Genomic DNA, 23,344 nt, shown 5'->3' on the forward strand with positions numbered 1-23,344 from the left:
GGGCTATCGTCATCCGAATACGTACCAGATGGTCCTTTCTTGATCGCAGGAAAGCATATTGAGTCCGGGAAGGTATCCTGGTCCTCATGTGATCATCTGTCGTGGAAGCGATATCGAGAATCTCCCGAGATTGCACTTCGCCCTGGCGATGTGATCGTGTCAAAAGACGGGACTATCGGTCGTGTCGCTCGGATAGATGAACTGCCTGCGGAGGCGACACTGAACGGCACCATGATGCTGGTCAGACCCAAGAGTCAGCTCAACTATCGCTACCTCTACCATGTCCTTTCCAGCCGAGCTTTTCAGGCTCTCGTCAACGAACGGACTTCTGGAAGCTCCATTCCACATCTGTTTCAACGAGATATCGTTAACCTTCCAATCAAGCTACCCTCCACATCCGAGCAGTGGCGGATCGCGGAGATCCTCGACGCATTTGACGATAAGATCCACGCCGCGAGCGAGATGCCCAAGAAGCACGCTGCACTCAAGGAGCGCCTCATCGACCAACTCCTCGCAAGCGAGGGAACGATCCCACATGTCTCACTTGAGTCCTGCGCGCCACAAGATCGGCCATTTCTAAAAGCGGGACCCTTCGGATCATCACTTAAAGGGAGCGACTGGGTAGAGGCAGGTACGCCGGTAGTCACGATCGCTGCTCTCATTGATGGCGCTATCGATCCTGGCGAACTCTACTTTGTGACCGGCTCAAAGGCATCCAGCCTTTCGGCTTATCGCCTATTTGAGAATGATATTCTTTTCTCCCGGGTGGCCGATGTCGGCCGATCGGCTGTTGTCAGAAAGCACCAGGAGGGCTGGATCATGTCTTCCAATCTGATGCGCATTGCCGTGAATTCCCGCCAGATGAATCCTGATTTTCTTCAAATAGTCATCGCAGGCTCATCTGGCGTTCGCGAACAGATCCGCCGCCTTACAAACTCAAGCGGTCGAGAGGTTATCAACGATCGCATCGTCCGCCACCTACTTTTCCCGAGACCGCCAATCGGCGGACAGCTCAGAATCGTTAATATCGTTCGCGAGTTTGACAACAGCCAGGAGATTGCAGTCCGAATCATTGAAAAACTGAAGCTCGCCAAACATGGACTCATGGAGGACCTGTTGACTGGGCGGGTTCGTGTGGACGCGGCGGAAGCCGTCCTCGAAGATCTCTAGCCCTTATCGGGGCAATGAAAGGTCGCCCCGATGCAGGGTGATTTGTCGGGGGATAACGACAATCAGGCAGTTAGCGAGGGGAGTCGGACGGTGACCGACTATGAATACCTGCTCGTCGAGAAGCCACTCATCGAACAGCTCAAAGATATGGGCTGGGAACACCGGGCGGGAGCCGAGCACGGCGCGGTGATTCCGCTCTACCCGAGGATGTCGGACCGGGGCAGCTTCGACCAGACGATTCTCGAAGACAGGTTGCGCGACGCCATCGAGCGGATCAACGGCACCTGGCTGGACGAGCGCAAGGTGAGCCAGGCTGTCAACGCCATCACCCGGATCCCCACGACCAACTTGTTGGAAGCCAACAAGCAGGCGACCGCCCTGCTGATCAACGGAATCCCAATTGAGGACCCGGCGACCGGCAAGTCCAGGACCGTGCATTACATCGACTGGGAAAATCGTCCGGGCAGCAACGAGTTCACCGCAATCAACCAGTTCCGCGTCGACGTCCCGGGCACTGGCGGTCACAAGCAGATCGTCCCCGACATCGTCCTTTTCGTGAACGGCATCCCCTTGGTCGTGATCGAGTGCAAGAAGACCACTGAGAGCAATCTGGACAAGGCCGTGACCCAGCTTCGTCGCTACCGCGACAGCCGTACTGGGCTGTTCCGGCCGGTGCAGCTGACGGTCGCGACGAGCGGTGAGGATGCCCGGCTCGGCACGTTAACCGCCAAGCTCGAACACTACGTGCCGTGGCGTGACCCGTATCCGATGAGGAAGAAGCAGCTCGCCGACCGGCTGGACAAGGCGGAAGAGCAGCTGAGCAAGCAGGAGATCCTGGTCGCCGGCGTGCTGGAGCCGAACAACCTGCTCAACATCGTCCACAACTTCGTCACCTTCATGACCACCGATGAGGGCGTCACCATCAAGGTCGCCCCCCGGTACCAGCAGTTCCGGGCGGTCGAGCGCGCGGTCGAGCGGTTGTTGACGGGGGAGCCGGAGCATCGCGGTGGCATCATCTGGCACACTCAGGGGTCCGGTAAGAGTCTCACCATGACCTTCCTGGTACGGCGGTTACGGTCGCTGGACAGGCTGGCGCACTACAAGGTCGTGGTGGTCACCGACCGTACCCAGTTGCAGGACCAGCTCACCGAGACGATGGCGCTGAGCGACGAGAAGGTGGACGTCGCCAAGAACACGGCACGGGCCAGGACCCTGCTCGGTCGCAAGGGCCCCGGGCTGGTCTTCGTCATGATCCAGAAGAACCAGAGCGGTCAGCCCAAGGACCGCATGGAGCTGGGTGAGATCAACACCGACGAGTCGATCGTCGTACTGATCGACGAGGTGCACCGCTCGCACACGGCCGCACTGGGCGCCAACCTTCGCCAGGCCATGCCTAACGCCGCCAGGATCGGCTTCACGGGCACGCCGATCATGAAGAAGCGGGGACAGCGGAAGACCAGCGTGGAGCTGTTCGGACCGTTCATCGACACCTACCGCCTCCGTGAAGCCGAGGAGGACGGCGTGATCGTGCCGATCCTCTACGAGGGCATCAAGGTCAAGGGCGCGCTGCAGAACGGCCAGGACATGGACGAGCTCTTCGAGGAGGAGTTCGAGGAGCTGACCGACGAGGAACGCCTGCAGCTGCAGGCCCGCTGGGCCACCAAGGGTAACGTGTCGACGGCGCGGAAGCTGGTAGACGTCAAGGCCAAGCACATGCTCCGGCACTACGTGGACAAGGTGCTGCCCGAAGGCTTCAAGGCGCAGGTGGTCGCCTACGACCGGGAGACGACCGTACGGTACCGGGAAGCGCTCATGGAGGCCCGCGACGAGCTGGTCCGCGACATCGAGAAGCTCCCACCGCACCTGCTCACCCGGACCATCGAAGAACTGAAGCCGCGCCAGGCCCAGCTCGTGAAGGCCCACAAGCAGCTCGACCTGTTGAAGCGGATGGACTTCGTGCCGGTGATCTCCAAGGGAGACACCGAACACGAGGACCGCTACGCCGAGTGGACCGACGAGGCCAAGCAGAAGACCCGGATCGAGGGCTTCACCCGGCCCTTCGGGGAGAACGACATCGCCTTCGTCATCGTGAAGTCGATGCTGCTCACGGGGTTCGACGCGCCGATCGAGCAGGTGATGTACCTCGACCGGAAGCTGGAGATGCACGACCTGCTCCAGGCCGTGGCGCGGGTGAACCGTACGGCCGGCAACAAGCCCTTCGGGTATGTCGTGGACTACCGCGGTGTGGCCCAGAACCTGGTAGAGGCGCTGCGTATCTACGCCGACGAGGAATTCGAGACCGACGAGAGCCTCGACGTCTCGGGCGCACTGCGCGACCTGAAGACGGAGATCGGGAAGCTGGAGCCGCGCCGGCAGCGACTTCGGATGATGTTCCGCGACTACACCGACGTCGAAGGCTGCGTGCAGGAGCTGGCGGATCCGCAACTGCGTGACCGGTTCGGCGTCGAGCTGGCCCGCTTCTCCCGGACGATCAACACGGTGTTGCCCGATCCGGCGGCCACGCCGTACCTGGCCGACGCCAAGCACTTCGCGGTCATCAGGCTCACCGCGAACCGGCGCTACCGGGTCGACGGCGGCGAGTTCGACCCCGGCGCGTACGGACAGAAGATCAAGCTGCTCATCGACGAGCACATCACCGCGCTCGACATCGAGCAGCAGCTGCCGCCCATCGCACTGACCGCGACCAACTTCGCTGAAAGGGTCGAGGCGATGACCGGAGGCTCACGGGCCAAGGCGTCGGAGATGGAAAACGCCATTCGGCATCACATCACCGTCAACGCCGGCCAGGACCCGGCCCGCTACCAGTTGCTGAGCGAGCGATTGGAGCAGATCCTGACCGAGCTCAAGGACGACTGGGACGCCCAGTTGCTGGCGTTCAAGGACCTGATGTCCGACGTGGTGGAGGACCGGCGGGACAATCCCCACGAGTTCAGCCCCGCCGAATTCGCCCTCTACGGGGTGCTGCTTCAGGAGCTGGCCACCTCCGACGCGGACCTGGAAGACCAGCGGTTCGTCAAGGCCACCCGCGAGATCATCCGGCTGGCCGGCCGGACCATCCACCGGCACGGCTTCTGGGACAAGCGTCCCGACGTCGCCGACTTCCGTGACGAGATCTTCGAGATCCTCGTGACCGCTGACCTCGGCGATGTCCATCAGCTGGAGAAGGTGGCGGACAAGGCCCGGGACGCCGTCAAGAACAACCACGCGACGATCCCCAAAGCCTGACCCTGGCATGCTGGTGACCGTGAGTGAAATACCGGGAGTCCTGCGAGTCGGCGACCTGGAGGTCGCCGTCTCGGTGAGCGATCGGCGCAAGAGCGTGCGCCTGACCGTCGAGCGGGACGCCTCGATTACCGCGGTCGTCCCACCCCAGCTGTCGAAGTACGAGTTGGCCAAGGTGGTGGAGGCCAAGAGGCCCTGGCTGTACGGCAAGCTCGCGGAGAAGCGGGAGCTGGGCGACGCCCCACCTGCCAAAGAGTTCGTCACAGGCGAGGGATATCGCTATCTGGGCCGTTCCTATCGGCTGCGCCTGGTGGACGTCGGCGAGGTGCGGCTCATCCGAGGGCGTCTGGAGCTGCCCAGAGGAGGCAGCGCGAAGGAGCTCGTCGGCTGGTATCGCCGCGTCGGTCACCCCTGGCTGTCGAAACGGGTGCGTCCTTGGGCGACGCGGCTCGGTGTCGAGGTGAGCGGATTGCGCGTCCGACCGCTCGGTTACAGATGGGGATCGTGTTCGCGGGACGGGCACGTCAACATTCACTGGGCCACCATGCAGTTGCCTCCGAGCCTGATTGACTACGTGCTTGTTCACGAGCTTGCGCATATTCAGAGGCCTGATCACGGGTCCGAGTTCTGGAGCACCGTAGAGCGGGCGCTGCCAGGGCATGAGGATTATCGCGAGCGGCTCCGCCGTGCCGGAAATGAGCTTTGGTTGCCGGAGGAGGGGCTCTGATGCAAGACGACGTCCTGGTCAATGCCGTTGACATCGCACGGATGGCCGACGTCGGTCGGGCCGCGGTGAGCAACTGGCGCAAGCGGTTCGACGACTTTCCCCAACCTGTGGGCGGCACTGCTTCAAGTCCTGCCTTCTCGCTGAGCGAGGTGGAACAGTGGCTTCGTGATCATGATCGTTATGTCGAAGTGTCGCCGCTGGAACGGTTCTGGCAGCGATTGCGCAGCAGCACTGACGATCTGCGTCTAGGTGAGGTAGTGGCCGAGGTCGGTGCGGTTCTGCTGGAGGAGAGCGCCGAGCTTGACGATGCCCTGGCCAGAGAGGCTCGCGAAATCGGGCAGGCGGAGGGCGCAGTCGCCGCGTTCGACGGGATCTGCGAACGCTACGTCGATCTCCATTCCCGTCGCCTGCTGGCCACTCCGCCAGCAGTGGCAAGGCTGATGACCACGATCGGTGGTACGGAGGGCGGCACGGTACTCGACCCAGCCTGTGGAATCGGCACGATATTGCTGGAAACCCATGGCAGCCAGGTAGCGGGCCAGGAGCTGAATGAGAGCGCCGCAAGACTGACCAGCGTCCGGCTCCGACTTCATGGCTATGAGGCGCAGATCGAAGCCGGTGACTCGCTACGCGACGATGCCTTCGCCGGTGTTCAGTTCGACGCCGTGGTGTGCAACCCGCCGTTCAACGAGCGCGGCTGGGGATACGAGGAGCTGACCAGCGATCCACGGTGGGAATTCGGGCTGCCACCGCGCGGCGAGTCCGAACTCGCTTGGATGCAACACTGCCTGGCGCATGTGAAGCCAGGCGGGCTCGTCGTGATCATGATGCCGAGTGTGGCTGCCAATCGCCGTCCCGGGCGGCGAATCCGAGGAAATCTGCTGAGAGCTGGAACATTGCGAGCCATCATCAGCCTCTTTCCCGGCGCCGCTCCCGCGTCCAGCGGCCCACCCGACCTGTGGGTCCTCCGCAAGCCTGTCGAGGGGGGTGAGCCGCCGTCGGACGTATTGATGGTCAACGCGGGCGAGGATCTGTCTCTGGCCGAGACGGCATGGCGGGCCTACTGCGAGAAGGCGGAGCTGCCGGAGAACAGCCGGGTGGTACGCATCATCGATCTTCTCGATGAAGAGGTCGATCTGACCACGAGCCATCGAGTAGTGACGCAGGAGCGCACTTCCGGGTACCCAGTGATGAGTGACCGCCTCTCATCCGTGGTGAAGGAACTCAGGCTTCCTCGGATCGCGGCGAAACCCCGCCGGGATCTTGTCATGACCAACCTCGGTGAGCTGGCTCGGGCAGGAGTCGTCACCATCATGCAGGGCCCGCTCAAGCTTCCGGAGGGCGGTGACCTTCCCCTGCTCACGGCGAAGGACCTCTTGCTCAACCGAGAGCCCAGCGGCCGTACTCAGGACACTCCAGGTCTTGTCCGCGTCCAAAAGGGCGACGTGATCGCCTCCCTGCTCCTTTCCAGTGGCGCGTTGCCACGGGTGATGACCCAAGCGGGTGCTGTACTCGGTTCGCAGCTTTTGCTTTTCCGAACCGATCCGGAACGTCTTGACCCCCATTTTCTGGCCGGCTGCCTACGTGCCGAGGGTTCCACGGGGAGCCATCACAGCTCGGCCGTCAGGAGGGATCCACGGCGGGCGTCGCTACCCAGACTTCCGATCGAGGAACAGCGCCGGTACGGAGAGTCGTTCGCTCAACTTCTCGCGCTTGAGGACACAGTAAGAGCGTTGCGGGAGATCAGCGATAATCTTGTTGTCGCCGGGATCGACGGGCTTCTCGACGGGAGCCTGACCCCGGAGTAACCCCCGGGAGGCCTGGTGTCCCACTTTCTCGGCCGCTATCGGCTCGACCCGCTCAGGCTCGGCTGCGGTGGAATGGGCGAGGTGTGGGGCGCCGACGACATCGTGCTCGACCGACGAGTGGCGATCAAGTTCGTCCTTCTCCCCGATGAGGAGCTGCACCAGAGGTTCACCCGGGAGGCCAAGGCGCTGTCCAGCCTCGCTCACCCGGGTGTTCCTGCTTTGTACGACTTCGGAACGGTTGACGGCCGCCACTACATGGTCATGCAGTTCATCGACGGGAATGGTCTCCATGACGTCATCGCTGAGCACGCACCGCTCTCCATCGGCTGGGTGGCATCCATCGGCGCCCAGATAGCGACGGTCCTGGAAGCTGCTCATGAGCAAGGCATCCTGCACCGGGACCTGAAACCGTCCAATCTCATGCTTTGCAGAGACGGTTCGATTCGGGTCCTCGACTTCGGCCTGGCGTTCATACATGACGCGGACATGACGATGCTCACTCAGACCGGACAGCAGCTCGGGACTGCCGCGTACATGTCTCCCGAGCAGGTCGAAGGCAAGCGGAGTACGAAGCACGCCGACATCTACTCCTTGGGATGCGTGCTCTACGAGGCGGCCACCGGCCACCGACTGTTCACCGGGCCCAATGACTACAGCGTGAAGACCCAGCATGTCACCACGTCCCCGGTGCCGGCCGGACGGCACCGGGCTGACATTCCACGTGGGCTGGACGAGCTGCTGATGGCCATGGTGGAGAAGGACCCGGCGGATAGGCCCGGCAGCGTTCGCGAAGTGTACGAGCGGCTCATGCCGTACCTCTCCGGTACCGCGCCGCTGGGCGACATGACCGATGCCCTCCCAAGCCCCTTGACGCTCTACGCACGCGCCCTGAGCCGCACCACCATGACCGGCCCCGCACTGCCAGCGACAGAATCCCGAGCCGTCCGAGACGATTTCAGCCACGGCGACGCTCGTCGTGCTCGCCGCAACGCTCAAACTCTGATCAGGGAGTCTCGGTACACCGAAGCCACCTCGATGCTGGAGGAGGCCCTCACCCGTACGCCCGACGCGCCCGGACTTCGGGAACAACTGGCCGAGGCCTATATGGGCGCGGGTGACTACCGACGAGCAGCGCAGGGATTCAGCGAGTTGGCGGCGTCGAGCGAGCCGGGTCAGGCGTTCCACTACCGGCTCCAGGAGGCCACATGTCACGCTCAGCTAGGCGACGTTGACCTGGCACTGCACCTCTTGACGGCGCTGGTGGCCGACGTTCCAGAAGAAGATGACCCGCAAGCTCTGGAGCTGAGGCGCCAGATTGGCGAGCTGGAGCTAAGCTCCGGCTTCTTGGAACGGGCTCGGCGCACCCTCACCGCACTGCTATCTGATCTTGAGCGGATCTATGGCACTGAGCATGCAGCGACGGAGCGCGTGCGGCAGTTGCTCACAGCAACACGATGATCTGTAGATCGGCTCAGCTGCTAAACATATGGGCCTGGCACACGGCATCGTCATCGCCACCGACCGGGTCGCCACCCTTGGCCCCACGGCGCCAACCTGTCGTGATCGCTGGTTCCCTGCACCTTGACCCGGGTGCTATACGTCTTGACCTGTGAACACGGGCAAGGACGCGGCCAGCCCGTAGTGCCTCATCGCGATCGCGCCCCTGTCCGCTACGGGTCTCGTTCGGCCTGCCGCTGTACGGCGGCTGCCTGACCCCATGCCTCCTGCTCGGCGACGTTGGCCTCGACGACAGCAGCGTCGGCCTGTTCGCGGGTCTGCCGGATCTGCTCTGCGGCTTCATCTTGGGCACCGCTCACCCGCTCGTCGGTGCCGCGCGGCGCGATCGCGGCACACCGGGACTGTCGGTGCCGGATGCTTGGGTGGGGGCATGCGTTACGGCATCGACGTCGCGATCCTCGGCGACCTCGCGGAGCCGGCACATCTGGTCACCCTCGCCGGGGAGGCCGAGGCCGCTGGATGGGACGCCGTGCTGGTGTGGGACCACTTGGCCTTCACCTGGGGCATGCCATCGGTCGACCCGTGGGTGACGTTAGCCGCAGCGGCGCAGGTGACCTCGCGCATCAAGCTGGGCACGGCGGTGACGGCCGTGACCCGGCACCGCCCGGAACGGCTGGCGCAGACGGTGGCGACGCTCGACAGGCTGAGCGGGGGCCGCGCGATACTGGGCGCCGGGCTGGGCGGCGTGAGGCAGGAGTTCACCGCCTTCGGCTCAACGCGTCCCGGTGGGGTGGTGCTCGACGAGGCACTCGACGTGATGGTCTCGCTGTGGTCCGGTGAGGAGGTGCACCATCGGGGCGCTCATTACACCGTCGACGGGGTCCGGCTCGCGCCGCTGCCCCTCCAGCGGCCCCGGGTGCCGGTGTGGATCGGGGGCACGGCTCCGGGCGCCCTTCGGCGTGCCGCCCGCTGGGACGGCTGGATCGTCGCCGGCGATGACCAAGAGGGCCGCATGACGCTCTCGCCCGGCTCCCTGGCCGCTCAGGTCGGCGAGCTGCGCCGGCACCGGGTCAACGCGGGCGACCTCGACGTGGCGGTCATCGGGGTGAGTGAGCCAGGCTCGTCTGTCCGGGCCTACGCCGACGCGGGCGCCACGTGGTGGCTGGAGCACCTCCACAGTTACCGGGGGTCGATGGAACGACTGGTGCGGCGCGTCAAGGCGGGTCCGCCCGTGTGAAGCACCTGCGATGCGCGTCTGGCTCGGGACAGCTCGATGCACAAGCTCACAGCGTCCCGGCGTGCCAAGGCGGTGCGCGAGATCACCTCGGCGGTCACCGGAGCAGAGCGTGCCCAAAACACAGCCTCACCTCAGCGGGCCGCGCCAAGGTCAGGTCGAGCGGCGACTGCGTCACGTAGGAAGGTGCGCTTGGAATAGTAGGTACGCTCCTGCGCCAGCCCGCGAGCGGTCAGATAATCCTGGAGCCAGCCTCCGATACGGTCCATCTCCGCCACCACCGTGTCCTGGTCGTGGTCCAGCAACTGCGCGAGCGCCGGTATTCCACCTCGCATTGCGAGAGCACCACGTCCGGTGCAGCGAGGAGCGAGCAGTGGTCGAGGAAGATGCCGTAAATGTGGCCCGTGGCCATGGACTCGCACTGGACGTCGTAGCGGACGCAGCGGAAGGGCGGCATGGCCCGCACCTGAAGGCCCATCTCCTCACGCAGATACTCCTCGAAGCCGCCCGGGGAGACCTGCACATTGGGGGAGAGTCGCTCGCGGCGCGCGAAGGTGTCCTCCGCGTACCACTTTCGCTTCAGCACGTGCCCGCCATTCGCTGCCCGGACGAAGGAGGCGTAGCCGAGTTCCTCCTCGGGCCCAACGACATCGAAGAGGTGGTTCTCAGTGAACTAGGTCTGGAGTTCATCCCGGTATTCTGGTCGGCAGCCGTCCAGGGCGCCGTGACGCAGAGCCTTCAGCAGCTCCATGGCGGTCGCCCAAATGTCCGTTCCCGGTGTCAGGTTGTACTTGAACTCCAGCTCGGTCCCGGCGAAGTGGGTGTGGAAGTACCTCTTATGGTTGTTGAGACGAAGCGCTGAAGCGGCGTGCGCAGCGAGCGCGGGCTCCAGCCAATGCAGCGCCTTCACCGGCCCCGCACCGATCGGTTCGTTGGTGATCCGGAGGAAGCAGGCGTCTTCAGCGTAGAACCGGATCTGCGCGTACACGTGGTAGGCGTCGTGGTGCTCGGCCGGTTAGCACAGCGGCACGAGGCCGGGTGCGGCCGCGTCGCCGACCCGCGCGCGCAGGCGAGCCGCGATGGCGGCGATCACAGCGACCGAGGGCAGGTTTCTCGGTGGGCGTCCGCCGTACGGGTACACGCTCCAGGATGCTGGTCCGCACCCGAACCCCGGTAAGGCGGCCGATGGGCGGAGGCTGCGGCGGCTGTTGCCCGATCCGGTCACCTCACGGATGGTGCGGTGGATCTACAGCGACTTCCTCAAGGGGCGCGGTTATCTGGACATCGCCGAGGATCTGACCCTGCAGGGCATCTTGTCGCCCTCCGCTATGACCCGGAGCGGAACAAGCATCGGGATCAGCGGGCGTGGTCGAAGTACGCCGTCCGGGTGATCCTCACCAATCCGCGCTACACCGGCCGCCAGGTGTGGAACAAGCAGCGCAAGGACGAGATTCTCCTGGATGTGGAGAACGTCGCGCTGGGGACGACCACAAAACAGCGGTGGAACACCAAGGACAAGTGGATCTGGTCGGAGCGCCCTGTCCATGACGTGATCGTGAGTGTTGAGGAGTATCAACGCGTTCAGGAGGTTCTCGCCACGCGTGCCAGGGGCACGTTCAGTCAGCGACCCCACCCCACACGGCCGTCCCTACGCCTTCCGGGGCGTGCTGTTCTGTGGGTACTGCGAGCGCCGTATGCAGGGCAACTGGAACAATCGGCAGGCTTACTATCGGTGCCGCTTCCCCGCTCAGTACGCCATCGTCAACGCGACCGCGCCTAGAGGGCGAACTGAAGGCGATTTCGGTCGCCCAGCCCATCAGCGTCGCGGAGATCAGGTCGATGATCGAGAAGGTCGGCGACTTGGTGCGGCTCGTCGGACAGGCTGATCCCGACGACAAGGCCGAGCTCTACACGCAGCTGGGGCTAAAGCTCACGTACTACCCGGAAAAGCAGTATGTGGGGGCCCGGGTCGAACCGGAACCCCCACATGTGCGAGCGGTGTGTGTCCGAGGGGGGACTTGAACCCCCATGCCCATCACTGGGCACTAGCACCTCAAGCTAGCGCGTCTGCCTATTCCGCCACCCGGACTTGGTGCCTGCACGCGGGACCGTCATCTCGCGTCGGCTCAGTTAGGTTAGCAAACTCTGAGGGGTGCGTGATACCGCGAATCTGAGAGAGCGGGTGACCTGGCGTCCGGCGGGCGGTGCGAGAGCGCCCCGCGCGCTGCCGGACGGCCCGCCGTGCGGGGCTTTCCGCGTCCGGCGGAGTCTCGCGCGCAGGCCCCTTCGGCTCCCCATCGGGCGCGACAACCGGCCTCGGAGCGTCGGGAGAACGACCGTCGGGCGGTTCGTGGTGATTGGTGAGGCTTGGTGCCGCTGGGGCTTGACTGATTCATGGGTCTCCGCTGAAAACGGCTTGCGATCACCTTGGGTGCTGCTACGGTTACGGACCGTTGAGGGGTGAGTCCAGGAACCGGCCTCACGACGTGAGGCCGGTTCCGGAGCTTCGGGAGGTCACGTGACACGCACGCCGGTGCGACGGCCCAGGGCGATGGCCCGAGCCGTCTTCGGCGCGCCCGTGCCCGTGGCCGTCCCGGCAGGCGAGGCGATCACCGAGCGGGCGGACCGGATGGCGCGGTTCGCGGCCGGTGCCCGCCGGGTGGTCGCGCGGGCGGCCGTGGCCGGAGGCGTGATCGCCGCCGGCTGGTTGCTCGCCGTCCTGTTCGGGATGTTCTTCTCCGCCACGCCGGCCGCCGCGAGCACAGCGGCGGCGCACCTGGCCGCGGCAGACGCGGCAGACGCGGCGGGCGGAGCCGCCACGGGAGTCACCGCACGCGACGACTCCCGCTCCAGCACCTCTCACGCCGTCACCGGGTCCATCATGGACGGTTTCCCCACGGGCGACGGCGGCATCTCGGCGGCGGACGACGCCGAGGCCATGGCAGGGCGCACGGTCGACGGGCTGACCAGCCAGTCCGACCCCGGCCTGCCGCCCTCCTCCACCGCGAGCAAGATCCTGGGCACCGACGGACTGGTGCCCGGCGGCGGTGGCGGCCCGTTCGGGCCGGGCATGGGGGACATCGCGAGGTCCGTGTACGACCCGGGGCTTCAGGCCAGGCGCGTCGTCGTGGCTCGCGAGCTTCCCCCCGTCGTCCGCACAGCGGCGGACGACCCTTCTTTCTCACCTGACTGACCCCGCCGTAGCGGCCGGTCCCCACGGGCCGGCGGCGGAGCGCGGCCATGGCCCGCACTCGCCCGGAACCCCCAAGGTTCCGCTCGCCCGGGACCGGCAGGTTCCACCCCGGTCCCGATCGCCCGGGACCGGCGGGTTCCCTCCGGTTCCACTCGTCCGGCACTGTCACGGTTCCACGCGCCACCGGCCTGCATGGCCCGCGGCCGACGCAGCCAGACGCCTGCCACGCAGGGCGCCCGCCGCACAAGGACGGGCCCCACGCGGGACGCTCGTCACACCACGGCGAGCAGTCAGGCAGGACGCCCGCCACGCCAGGGCGGTCGTCCGGCGAAGGCGCTCGTCGCCGGGAAGCGGCCGGCACGCGAAGGGGCCGTCGACCGGATCGGGCGAGGCGACACGGGCGAGAGTCATGGTTCCCGTCCGAGACGGGCCGGGCCCCGGCGACCAGGCCGGCGGCACCGTGAACCCGCCCGTACGAACCGGTGGGGCATGAGCCCCTCCGCCGGCGGGCGACACGTCAGTCATCACTGAACCGCGGTCCGCGAGGTCCCGCTTGTACGGCGACGCGTCACGCTCCCGTACGGCCTCGCCTCCCGCGGTTCGTCAGGCGCAATTCATTTCCCCCTGAAGTCATAGGAGCACTCATCATGCGTACGTGGGCGAAGGCTTCCACACCCGCGGCTCTGCTCGCGGTCGCGGTCATGTCGTTCGGCGGCGGCACCGCGTTCGCCGACACCTCCGGCGACCACTCCGTCGGCGGCGGCAACCAGGTCAACCTGCCCGTCACCTTGCCGATCGACATCAGCGGCAACTCCGTCGCCGCGGTCGGCGAGTCCCGCGCCTCCTCCGAGGGCGGCGCGTCGGTGGAGAACACCGGCCGCTCCAGCATCCCCGGCAGGACGTCCGGCAACTCCAGTGTCCTCGGCGGCAACCAGGTCAACGCGCCCATCACCGCCCCGATCAACGCCTGCGGCAACGCCGTCTCCCTGTTCGGCAGGTCCGACGCCGGCTGCAAGGGCGGCGCCACCGTCAAGAACAACGGCCGCGGCGGCCCGGGCGGCAACCGCACCTCCGGCGACCACAGCGTCCTCGGCGGCAACCAGGTGACGGCGCCCATCACCGCGCCGATCAACGCCTGCGGCAACGCGGTCGCCGTCTTCGGCGAGGCCACCGCCGGATGCAAGGGCGGGGCCTCGGTCAAGAACAACGGCCACGGCGGCGGCGCCGGCCACAACACCACCTCCGGACGCAGTTCCGTCCTCGGCGGCAACCAGGTGGTCGCGCCGATCGCCGCCCCGATCAACGTGTGCGGCAACGCCGTCGCCGCGTTCGGTGAGGCGTTCGCGGGCTGCAAGGGCGGCTCGTCGGTCACGACCGGGCGTCCGGGCGGGCACCACGGTGGGGGCTACGGCGGCGGGCACGGCGGCCACGGCGGGCCGGGCTCCGGGGGCAACGACACCGACGGCCGCTTCGGCGCCGGCAGCGGCAACCAGGTCATCGCCCCGATCAGCCTGCCCATCACCGCCTGCGGCAACGCCGTGGGCAACGCGGTCGCCGGGTGCAAGGGCGGCGCGTCCGTGGAGGGCTCCGGCGGCCGCGGATCCGGCGCCGGCGGCAACCGGACGTCCGGCCGCAGCTCGGTGCTCGGCGGCAACCAGGTCGTCGCCCCGATCACCGCGCCGATCAACGTGTGCGGCAACGCGGTGGCCGTGCTCGGCGAGGCCTTCGCCGGGTGCAGGGGCGGCGCGTCGGTGAAGAACGGCGGCGGGCAGGGCGCCGGCGGCAACCGGACGTCCGGCCGCAACTCGGTGCTCGGCGGCAACCAGGTCGTCGCCCCGATCACCGCGCCGATCAACGCCTGCGGCAACGCCGTCGCGGCCCTCGGCCTGGCCCAGGCCCGCTGCAAGGGCGGCGCCAGCGTCTCGCCGCAGCACGGCTCCAGCGCCGGCGGCAACACGACGTCCGGCCGCGGTTCGGTGCTGGGCGGCAACCAGGTGGTCGCGCCGATCACCGCGCCGATCAACGTCTGCGGCAACGCCGTCGCCGTCCTGGGCGACGCGGCCGCCGGGTGCCTCGGCGGTGCGCACGTCGGCAAGCCGGCCGACGAGGGCCACGGCGGTCACGGCGGGCCCGGGCGTCACCCGTACGCGGCGAGCCCCGGCGCCCAGGGCGGCGGGATGCTGCCCGCCCTGCCCGCGGTCCCGGCCGTCGGCGGACTGGAGGGCGCGGGCAACGTGACGCGTCAGATGCAGGGCGCGGCCGGTATCCCCGTCGTGGGCGACATGTCCGACTCGCTGGGGCTGCCGGTCCTGCCGTCGCTGCCGGGCCTGCCCGACCGCCCGGCCCGGCCCGCGACCCCCGCGCACCCGGCCAAGCCCGCCAAGCCCGCCAAGCCGGTCAAGCGCGGCAAGCACGCCAAGGAGGTCGTGAGCAACGCCGGCGGCGTGTCCGGCCCGCTGTCCGCGGTCTCCCCGGCGACCTCGCTCGTCGCCTCGACGCCGGTCGGCGGCGCGGCCACCTCGGCCACCCGTTCGCTCCCGGTCGGTGACATCGGTCTCATGAGCGCCGCCCGGCCCGCCGGGGTCACGGGGATGAGCTTCGGCGCCCTGGTCGCGCTGCTCATGGGCGGGATGTGCGCCGCCTCGGCGACGCTGTTCGCGGCGACCCGCCGCTTCCGCCTCGGCCGGAAGTAGTCACAGACAGCCGGAGACAGCCGGCAGCGGTCGCCGAAGCCGGTGCGGCACAGGCACGCGGAGTAAGCGACCGGCCAGTCTCACCTGACGTCCCGCGCCTCTCACCCGCTGGTAAGGGCTGACGTCAGCACCCATAAGAAGAGGTACGGTCCGCCGCTCACGCCATGGGCGGCCGGACCGAAAACCCCGCCAGGCTCCGCACCAGGAGGCGGGCGGGTTCACAGACGCTTTGCCCGTCTCGGGGGCGCGGCCCGGGACGGGCAAAGCCATGTCCGCGTCCGGGAGGCGGGACGAGCCCCGCGGGCGGGCCGCGGAAGCCTCTGGAGGCCCTGTACGTTGAACAGACGTCGGAGGGCGTCGGCCGAGGTCCGGCCGAGGTCAGGCGAGGTCAGGCCGAGGTCAGAGGGTGCTGCGGACCCGCATGACCTTGCGGCGCAGCCGCACGTGCCGGCTCCCGTCGGGGTGCAGGCGCACCCGGGAGAGCTCCCACTGTCCGTACTCCGCGTGCTCGGTCAGCAGCTGACGTGCGGCTTCGCGGGAGAGGTCGCGCGGAATGAAGATATCCATGTAGGAGTAGTCGAGCACAACGATTAGTCTCCAGGGTGAGTCAGGGCGCGGTGCCGCTCGTTGGGCCTTATTCTGCGTGCTTGTGGGTGGACCCGAAAGCTAGTGGGTAGCCCCGGGGGAAGGAAATTTCCGCGAGTCGGGTTACCTTTCAGATCTGTGCCGGCTCCCGGCAGGGGGAATTGCAAGCGAACAGCGAGGTAGGAAGCAGCGTGCCAGCCAACAACGGCAGCGCCGGCGGAACACGCCTGGTCATCGTCGAGTCGCCCGCCAAGGCGAAGACGATCGCCGGGTACCTCGGGCGCGGCTACATCGTCGAGTCCAGCATCGGCCACATCCGCGATCTGCCGGAGAAGGCCGATGACATCCCCGAGAAGTTCAAGGGGGAGGCGTGGGCACGCCTGGGCGTCAACGTCGATCACGGTTTCGAGCCGCTGTACGTCGTGAACCCCGACAAGAAGGCGCAGGTCAACAAGCTCAAGCAGCTGCTGCGCGACGCCGACGAGCTGTTCCTGGCCACTGACGAGGACCGCGAGGGCGAGGCCATCGCCTGGCACCTGCGCGAGGTGCTCAAGCCCAAGGTGCCGGTCCACCGCATGGTGTTCCACGAGATCACCCCGCAGGCGATCCGCGACGCCGTCTCCAACCCGCGTGACCTCAACCTGCGCCTGGTCGACGCCCAGGAGACCCGGCGCATCCTCGACCGCCTCTACGGCTACGAGGTCAGCCCCGTCCTGTGGAAGAAGGTCAAGCCCCGCCTGTCGGCGGGCCGCGTGCAGTCGGTGGCGACGCGGCTGGTCGTGGAGCGCGAGCGCGACCGCATGGCGTTCACGCCCGCCCACTACTGGGACCTGCAGGCGCTGTTCGACAGCAACAAGCCCGAGGAGAAGCCGCGCGACTTCACCGCGACGCTGACCGGGGTCGACGGCAAGCGGGTGGCGCAGGGCCGCGACTTCGCCAGCACCGGCCTGCTCAAGAGCAACGACGTGCTGCACCTGTCGGAGGCCGCCGCCGGTGAGCTGGCCGCGCGGCTCCAGGGCGCCTCGTTCTCGGTCCGTTCCGTCGAGCGCAGGCCGTACACGCGCAAGCCGTACGCGCCGTTCCGGACGACCACGTTGCAGCAGGAGGCCAGCCGGAAGCTGGGCTTCTCGGCCAAGTACACGATGCAGGTCGCGCAGCGGCTGTACGAGCAGGGCTTCATCACGTACATGCGTACCGACAGCATCACGCTGTCGGAGACCGCGATCGCCGCGGCCCGCTCGCAGGCGATCAAGCTGTACGGCGCGGCGTACGTGCCCGACAAGCCGCGCGTCTACAGCAGCAAGGTCAAGAGCGCGCAGGAGGCGCACGAGGCGATCCGCCCCTCGGGCGAGGAGTTCCGCACGCCGGGCGAGACCGGGCTGTCCGGCGACATGTTCCGGCTGTACGAGCTGATCTGGCAGCGCACGGTGTCGTCGCAGATGAAGGACGCCGCCGGTGAGTCGATCTCGGTGAAGGTGGGCGGCCGGTCGGCGTCGGGCGAGGACGTCGAGTTCAGCGCCTCGGGCCGGACCATCACCTTCTACGGCTTCCTGAAGGCATACGTGGAGGGGGCCGACGACCCGTCGACCGACCGCGACGACTCCGAGAAGCGGCTGCCCAACCTGGCCGAGGGCGACGCGCTCGGCCTGACGCGGCTGGACGTGGCCGGCCACTCGACCAAGCCGCCGGCCCGCTACACCGAGGCGTCGCTGGTCAAGGAGCTGGAGGACCGCGAGATCGGGCGACCGTCCACGTACGCCTCGATCATCGGCACGATCCTCGACCGCGGCTACGTGTTCAAGAAGGGCACGGCGCTGGTGCCGTCGTTCCTGGCGTTCGCCGTGGTCAACCTGCTGGAGCAGCACTTCGGCAACCTCGTCGACTACGACTTCACCGCCGAGATGGAGAAGGTCCTCGACGACATCGCCAACGACCGGGCCGAGCGGGTGCCGGAGCTGCGGCGCTTCTACTTCGGCCAGGACGGCGACGAGGGCCTGAAGGAGATGGTCACCGACCTCGGTGACATCGACGCCAAGGAGATCAGCTCCTTCCCGATCAGGGGCACCGACATCGTGATCCGGGTCGGCCGGTACGGCCCGTACCTCGACCGCGACGGCGCCCGCGTCAACGTCCCCGAGGACATGACGCCCGACGAGCTGACCGCCGACAAGGCCGAGGAGCTGTTCTCGCGGCCGACGGGCGACCGGGAGCTGGGACACGACCCGGCGACCGGGCACATGATCGTGGCCAAGGACGGCCGGTTCGGCCCGTACGTCACGGAGGTGCTGCCCGTCGCGCAGGAGGAGGGGGCGCCGAAGCGGCGCACCAAGAAGGCCGACGCGCCCAAGCCGCGCACCAGCTCGCTGTTCAAGACCATGTCGCTCGACACGGTGACGCTGGAGGACGCGCTCAGACTGCTGTCGATCCCGCGGGTCGTCGGCGAGCTGGAGGGTGAGCAGGTCGTCGCCCACAACGGCAAGTTCGGCCCGTACCTGAAGAAGGGCACCGACTCGCGGTCGCTGACCTCCGAGGACGACCTGCTCACGGTCACGATCGAGCAGGCCAAGGAGCTGTTCGCGCAGCCGAAGCAGCGGGGCAGGGGGCGGGCCGCCGCGGCGGCGCCGCTGCGCGAGCTGGGCGAGGACCCCAACTCCAAGAAGCCGGTGGTGGTCAAGGAGGGGCGGTTCGGGCCGTACGTCACCGACGGCGAGACCAACGCGTCGCTGCGCAAGGGCGACACCGTCGAGGACATCACCATCGACCGGGCCGCCGAGCTGCTGGCCGAGCGGCGCGAACGGGCGCCCGCGCCGAAGAAGACGGCGGCGCGCAAGCCCGCCGCCAAGAAGCCGGCCGCGGCCAAGAGCACGACCGCGAAGAGCACCGCCGCGAAGAGCACCGCCGCCAAGAGCACGGCCGCCAAGACGGCGGCGGCGAAGAAGCCCGCGGCCAAGTCCTGAGCCGCGTCTCCCGTCGAGAGGCCCCGGGCGGGTTGCCCGGGGCTTCTGGCTGAGAGGGCTCTCAGGGCGGGCCGTCGCTCCGGGCGTCGCGGCTCGTAGCATGACGGCGTGGTCTTGGGCTTCGTCTTCACGATGGTCGCGGCGGTCGGCGCCGTCCACCTGTACCTGTGGCACCGGCTGGTGCGCTCCACCACCCGGCCGGGGCGGCTGCGGCGTGCCCTGACCTGGGTGGTGGCCGGGCTCGGGGCGCTGGTCGTGGTCACGTTCGTGGGCTCGCGGGTGGAGGCGGGGCACTGGCTGGCCTGGCCGGGGTACCTGTGGCTGGCGATCATGTTCTATCTGCTGGTGTTCCTGCTGGTGCTGGAGGTGCCGCGGGCGGTCGCGTGGGCGGTCGTGCGCCGGGGCGGACGGCGGACCACGGCCAGGGCGCGGGTCCTGGAGACGGTCCCGGCCGACGGTGACGGCGGTACGGCGGCAGTCGTTCCGGGGCCGGAGGCGGCTGCGGATGCCGTTCCGGGGGCGGGTGCGGCTTCCGTTCGCGGGCCGGCTGCGGCTGGTGTTCGCGGGCCGGCTGCGGCTTCCGTTCCGGCTGCGGAGGCGTCCGGGATGAGCCGGCGGCTGTTCCTCGGGCGGGCCACCGCCGCCGTCGCGGGCGTGAGCGCGATCGGCACCGTCGGGTACGGCGTGCGCACCGCGCTGGGCGATCCCGTGATCGAGCCGGTCAAGGTCACGCTGCCCCACCTCGACCAGCGGCTGAGCGGCCTGCGGTTCGCCGTGGTGAGCGACATCCACCTCGGACCGCTCACGGGCCGCGCGCACACCGAGCGCATCGTCCGCATGATCAACTCCCTGAAGCCCGACGTGGTGACGATCGTCGGCGACCTGGTCGACGGCACGGTGGCCGAGCTGGGCCCGCTGGCCCGGCCGCTGCGCGACCTGGAATCCCGGTACGGGGCGTTCTTCGTGACGGGCAACCACGAGTACTACACGTCCAAGGGCCCCGGCGAGTGGATCGAGGAGCTGGGGCAGCTCGGCGTGCGGTCGCTGCGCAACGAGCGGGTCGAGATCCGCCACCAGGGCGGCGTGCTCGACCTCGCCGGCGTCAACGACGTCAACGGCGCCACCATGGACGACGGCCCCGACTTCGCCAAGGCCCTGGGCGGGCGCGACACGAGCCGGTCCACCGTGCTGCTCGCCCACCAGCCCGTGCAGGTCACGGACGCCGCCCGGTACGGGGTGGACCTCCAGCTCTCAGGCCACACGCACGGCGGGCAGATCGCGCCGTTCAACCTGCTCGTGCCGTTGCAGCAGCCGGTCGTGTCGGGGCTCGCGACGGTGGACGGGGTGCAGGTGTACGTGACGCGGGGCGCCGGGTTCTGGGGCCCGCCGGTACGGGTCGGCGCGCCTCCGGAGATCACGCTGCTGGAGCTGCGATCGTGACTTTCCGCGATCCCCTGGTCACCGGAGCCCGCCTGGCGTAGTATCCGACGGGATACGCGGGAGGTGGCGATGACGTCTTCACCGGCCGGGAGCATGTACGAGCGGGGCGGCGTCCCCGACGTCACGTTCTGGGCGCAGCGCGGCGGCTGGCTGTTCAAGCAGGCCAGGCACGCCGCGAGCATGAAGCAGGCGGCCCTGGCCAGCGCCAGCGGCACGTCGCGCACGACGCTGTCGGCGTACGAGCACGGGCGCAAGTCGCCGACGCTGGAGACGGCCGGGCGCATCCTCGACGCCGCCGGCTTCCGGCTCGCCCTGGAGCCCAAGGTCGAGTTCACGCGCGGCGTCGCCGACGACGGCAGGCCGTTCCACGTGCCGAGCCGGCTGCCGAGGTTACCGCCGGCACGGGCGCTCGCCTCGGTGACGGTGCGGGGGCGGACGTACGAGCTGGCCGACCGCGCGCAGCGGCGGGAGGCGTACGCCGCGCTGCTCGGGGCAGGCGGACCCGATGATCTGCTGGCGCATGTCGACGGGGTGCTGCTCGTCGAGCTGTGGGACGAGCTGCCCCTGCCCGCCGCCGTGCGCTCGGCCTGGCTGCCGCTGGTCCGGCACGCCCGCGGCGAGCCGGAGCCGGAGCCGTAGCCAGGCCGTCCCGGGGGCCCATTCGCGGTGTGAAACCTGCGCGCCGGCCTGCCGACGTAATACTCTCAGGCGGCGGACAGCCGGGCGTGCCCGGTCCGTCGCATGCCTTCCCAGTCCCGGCGAGCACCTGGATACGCTGACATCATGACCGTCCCTGGCCGACGCCGACCCACCAACGTGCTGGCAAACGCACCGTTCCGCCGGCTGTGGACGGCCATGTCGGTGTGCAGCCTGGGTGACTGGCTCAACATCCTGGCCCTGACCGCATTGGCCGGCAATCTCACCCGGGGCGACGACTACCGCGTCCAGTCGCTGGCCGTCGGCGGCGTGTTCATCGCCAAGATGCTGCCCGCCGTGCTGCTCGGCCCGCTGGCCGGGGCCTTCGCCGACCGGTTCGACCGGCGGCTGACGATGTTCGTCTCCGACCTGGCGCGCTTCGCCGTGGTGCTGTCGATCCCGATCATCGGCAGCTACCAGTGGATCATCGTCGCGACGCTGCTCGTGGAGTGCGTCAACCTGTTCTGGGTGCCGGCCAAGGACGCCACCGTCCCCAACCTGGTGCCCAAGGACCAGCTCGAGGCGGCCAACCGGCTCAACCTCCTGGTCACCTACGGCAGCGCGCCCGTCGCGGCCCTGCTGTTCGCGGCGCTGTCGGTGGCGGGCGACACCCTGCGCAGCCTCGTGCCGTCGCTGTCCGGCCTCGACCCGACCAGCGTGGCCCTGGCGCTCAACGCCCTGGCCTACCTCGCGTCGGCGTTCCTGATCTTCACGCTGCGCGACATCCCGAAGCGCGACGGCGCGATCTCCACCCCGTCGGTGCTCAAGCAGGTCGTCGAGGGCTGGCGGTTCGTCGGCGGCGACCGGCTGGTGCGCGGACTGATCATCGGCATGCTCGGCGCGTTCGCGGCGGGCGGCGCGGTCGTGGGCGTGGCGAAGATCTACGTGATCGCGCTCGGCGGCGGCGACGCGGCCTACGGCGTGGTGTTCGGCGCGGTCTTCGTCGGCATGGCGCTGGGCATGTTCTTCGGGCTGCGGCTGCTGAGCGAGCTGTCCAGGCGGCGGCTGTTCGGCCTGGCCATCACCGTCGCGGGCCTGGTGCTGGTCGCGATCGCGCTGATCCACAACCTCGCGATCGTGGTCATGCTGACCGTGGTGCTGGGGGCGTGCGCGGGCATCGCGTGGATCATCGGCTACACGCTGATCGGCCTTGAGGTCCAGGACGCGATGCGCGGCCGCACGTTCTCGTTCCTGCAGTCCACGGCACGGGTGACGCTGCTGCTCGTGGTCGCCGTGGCCAACCCGCTGGCGGCCCTGTTCGGTGAGCACCGGTTCGACGCGGGGGAGCTCTCCTACCGCTTCGACGGGTCCAACCTGGTGCTGCTGCTGGGCGGGGCACTGGCCGTGGTCGTCGGCTTCCTCGCGCTGCGCCACATGGACGACCGCAAGGGCGTGCCGCTGTCCGACGACCTGATCGCGGCGGTGCGCGGCGAGCGGTTCAGGACCGAGGGGGGCGAGGACATGCCTGGCCTGTTCATCGCGTTCGAGGGAGGCGAGGGCTCGGGCAAGACGACCCAGTCCCGCATGATCGCGATCTGGCTGCGCGACCAGGGCTACGACGTCGTGCAGACCCGCGAGCCCGGCTCCACCAAGACCGGCATGCGGCTGCGCGCCATCCTGCTCGACGCGGCCGAGCGTGGCCTGTCGCCGCGCGCCGAGGCGCTGATGTACGCGGCCGACCGGTCCGAGCACGTGGAGAAGGTCATCCGGCCGGCGCTGCGGCGGGGCGCGATCGTGGTCTGCGACCGCTACGTCGACTCGTCGCTGGCCTACCAGGGCGCGGGGCGGGCGCTCGACTCCGAGGACGTGGCCAGGGTCAACTCCTGGGCCACGGGCGGCCTGCTGCCGGACCTGACCGTGCTCATCGACACGCCGCCCTCGATCGGGCTGACCCGGCTGGGCGGCGCGGCCGACCGGATCGAGTCGGAGCCGCTGGAGTTCCACGAGCGGGTGCGCAAGGAGTTCCGCGCGCTGGCCGCCGCGAGCCCCGAGCGCTACCTGGTGGTCGACGGCACGCTCACGCCGGAGGAGATCACCCGCGCCATCCAGGACCGCGTCCACGAGATCCTGCCCGACCCGGTGCCCCAGGAGGCCGAGGACGCCACGGGCACGATGCCGGCCATCCGCGACTAGCCTTTGT

18 protein-coding genes and 1 tRNA gene are annotated in these 23,344 nt (G+C 68.3%); 15 read left to right on the forward strand and 4 right to left on the reverse strand.

All coding sequences use genetic code 11. The features are described 5' to 3' along the window. The first annotated feature begins 39 nt into the window (after positions 1–39). The 6 genes from HD595_RS18550 (at position 40) to HD595_RS18575 (ending at position 9,643) form a co-directional block, all read left to right on the forward strand. On the forward strand, positions 40–1,170 hold the full coding sequence (locus tag HD595_RS18550; protein ID WP_253770676.1) for a restriction endonuclease subunit S: 1,131 nt from the start codon (positions 40–42) through the stop codon (positions 1,168–1,170). 90 nt (positions 1,171–1,260) lie between these two features. Then, on the forward strand, positions 1,261–4,416 hold the full coding sequence (locus HD595_RS18555; RefSeq protein ID WP_253770678.1) for a type I restriction endonuclease subunit R: 3,156 nt from the start codon (positions 1,261–1,263) through the stop codon (positions 4,414–4,416). A gap of 7 nt (positions 4,417–4,423) precedes the next feature. After that, positions 4,424–5,140 (forward strand): M48 family metallopeptidase, encoded by a 717-nt coding sequence (locus tag HD595_RS18560; protein ID WP_253770680.1) that lies wholly within the window; start codon positions 4,424–4,426, stop codon positions 5,138–5,140. Continuing rightward, on the forward strand, positions 5,140–6,948 hold the full coding sequence (locus HD595_RS18565; protein ID WP_253770682.1) for an N-6 DNA methylase: 1,809 nt from the start codon (positions 5,140–5,142) through the stop codon (positions 6,946–6,948). The genes HD595_RS18560 and HD595_RS18565 overlap by 1 nt, the downstream gene beginning before the upstream one ends. A gap of 15 nt (positions 6,949–6,963) precedes the next feature. Beyond that, entirely contained in the window at positions 6,964–8,406 is a 1,443-nt protein-coding gene (locus HD595_RS18570) for a protein kinase domain-containing protein (protein ID WP_253770685.1), read from the forward strand. A gap of 430 nt (positions 8,407–8,836) precedes the next feature. Next, entirely contained in the window at positions 8,837–9,643 is an 807-nt protein-coding gene (locus HD595_RS18575) for an LLM class flavin-dependent oxidoreductase (protein WP_253770688.1), read from the forward strand. A gap of 229 nt (positions 9,644–9,872) precedes the next feature. Here the strand turns inward: HD595_RS18575 and HD595_RS18580 are convergent, their stop codons facing one another. Together HD595_RS18580 and HD595_RS18585 are read right to left on the reverse strand one after the other, a co-directional pair. After that, positions 9,873–10,226 carry a hypothetical protein gene (locus HD595_RS18580; RefSeq protein WP_253770690.1) on the reverse strand — a complete coding sequence of 118 codons (354 nt, stop codon included), beginning with the start codon at positions 10,224–10,226 and terminating at the stop codon, positions 9,873–9,875. A gap of 87 nt (positions 10,227–10,313) precedes the next feature. Next, positions 10,314–10,628 carry a hypothetical protein gene (locus HD595_RS18585; protein WP_253770692.1) on the reverse strand — a complete coding sequence of 105 codons (315 nt, stop codon included), beginning with the start codon at positions 10,626–10,628 and terminating at the stop codon, positions 10,314–10,316. Between the two features lie 252 nt (positions 10,629–10,880). On the opposite strand from HD595_RS18585, the gene HD595_RS18590 reads away from it, so the two are divergent. The 3 genes from HD595_RS18590 to HD595_RS18595 are packed head-to-tail and all read left to right on the forward strand — an operon-like array spanning position 10,881 to position 11,662. Further along, positions 10,881–11,420, forward strand: a complete 540-nt coding sequence (locus tag HD595_RS18590; protein ID WP_308211179.1) for a recombinase family protein — start codon at positions 10,881–10,883, stop codon at positions 11,418–11,420. Continuing rightward, positions 11,335–11,526, forward strand: a complete 192-nt coding sequence (locus HD595_RS47245) for a hypothetical protein (protein ID WP_420540712.1) — start codon at positions 11,335–11,337, stop codon at positions 11,524–11,526. The genes HD595_RS18590 and HD595_RS47245 overlap by 86 nt, the downstream gene beginning before the upstream one ends. Then, the gene (locus tag HD595_RS18595) at positions 11,480–11,662 is read left to right on the forward strand and encodes a hypothetical protein (protein ID WP_253770696.1); all 183 of its coding nucleotides are present in this window, start codon (positions 11,480–11,482) and stop codon (positions 11,660–11,662) included. The genes HD595_RS47245 and HD595_RS18595 overlap by 47 nt, the downstream gene beginning before the upstream one ends. Here HD595_RS18595 and HD595_RS18600 read toward each other — a convergent pair. Then, positions 11,644–11,729, reverse strand: a tRNA-Leu gene (locus tag HD595_RS18600). The genes HD595_RS18595 and HD595_RS18600 overlap by 19 nt on opposite strands. Before the next feature lie 429 nt (positions 11,730–12,158). Between HD595_RS18600 and HD595_RS18605 the strand changes: the two genes are divergently transcribed. Both HD595_RS18605 and HD595_RS18610 read left to right on the forward strand, forming a co-directional pair. Further along, a complete protein-coding gene (locus HD595_RS18605) occupies positions 12,159–12,833 on the forward strand; it encodes a hypothetical protein (RefSeq protein ID WP_253770698.1) in 675 nt (224 codons plus the stop codon). Between the two features lie 647 nt (positions 12,834–13,480). Next, positions 13,481–15,526 carry a chaplin family protein gene (locus HD595_RS18610; RefSeq protein WP_253770700.1) on the forward strand — a complete coding sequence of 682 codons (2,046 nt, stop codon included), beginning with the start codon at positions 13,481–13,483 and terminating at the stop codon, positions 15,524–15,526. A 399-nt stretch (positions 15,527–15,925) separates the two neighbouring features. Here HD595_RS18610 and HD595_RS18615 read toward each other — a convergent pair whose 3' ends face one another. Next, a complete protein-coding gene (locus HD595_RS18615; RefSeq protein ID WP_205302617.1) occupies positions 15,926–16,093 on the reverse strand; it encodes a DUF5703 family protein in 168 nt (55 codons plus the stop codon). Between the two features lie 209 nt (positions 16,094–16,302). Between HD595_RS18615 and topA the strand changes: the two genes are divergently transcribed. The 4 genes from topA (at position 16,303) to tmk (ending at position 23,337) form a co-directional block, all read left to right on the forward strand. Next, positions 16,303–19,068: a type I DNA topoisomerase gene (gene topA, locus HD595_RS18620; protein WP_253770702.1), complete on the forward strand. Its 2,766-nt coding sequence runs from the start codon at positions 16,303–16,305 to the stop codon at positions 19,066–19,068. Between the two features lie 108 nt (positions 19,069–19,176). Beyond that, the gene (locus HD595_RS18625) at positions 19,177–20,508 is read left to right on the forward strand and encodes a metallophosphoesterase (protein WP_253770704.1); all 1,332 of its coding nucleotides are present in this window, start codon (positions 19,177–19,179) and stop codon (positions 20,506–20,508) included. Positions 20,509–20,577: 69 nt separating this feature from the next. After that, on the forward strand, positions 20,578–21,147 hold the full coding sequence (locus HD595_RS18630; RefSeq protein WP_253770705.1) for a helix-turn-helix transcriptional regulator: 570 nt from the start codon (positions 20,578–20,580) through the stop codon (positions 21,145–21,147). A 144-nt stretch (positions 21,148–21,291) separates the two neighbouring features. Further along, entirely contained in the window at positions 21,292–23,337 is a 2,046-nt protein-coding gene (gene tmk, locus HD595_RS18635) for a dTMP kinase (RefSeq protein WP_253770706.1), read from the forward strand. Positions 23,338–23,344: the final 7 nt, after the last annotated feature.

Source organism: Nonomuraea roseoviolacea subsp. carminata, from assembly GCF_024172185.1.
GTDB lineage: Bacteria > Actinomycetota > Actinomycetes > Streptosporangiales > Streptosporangiaceae > Nonomuraea > Nonomuraea roseoviolacea.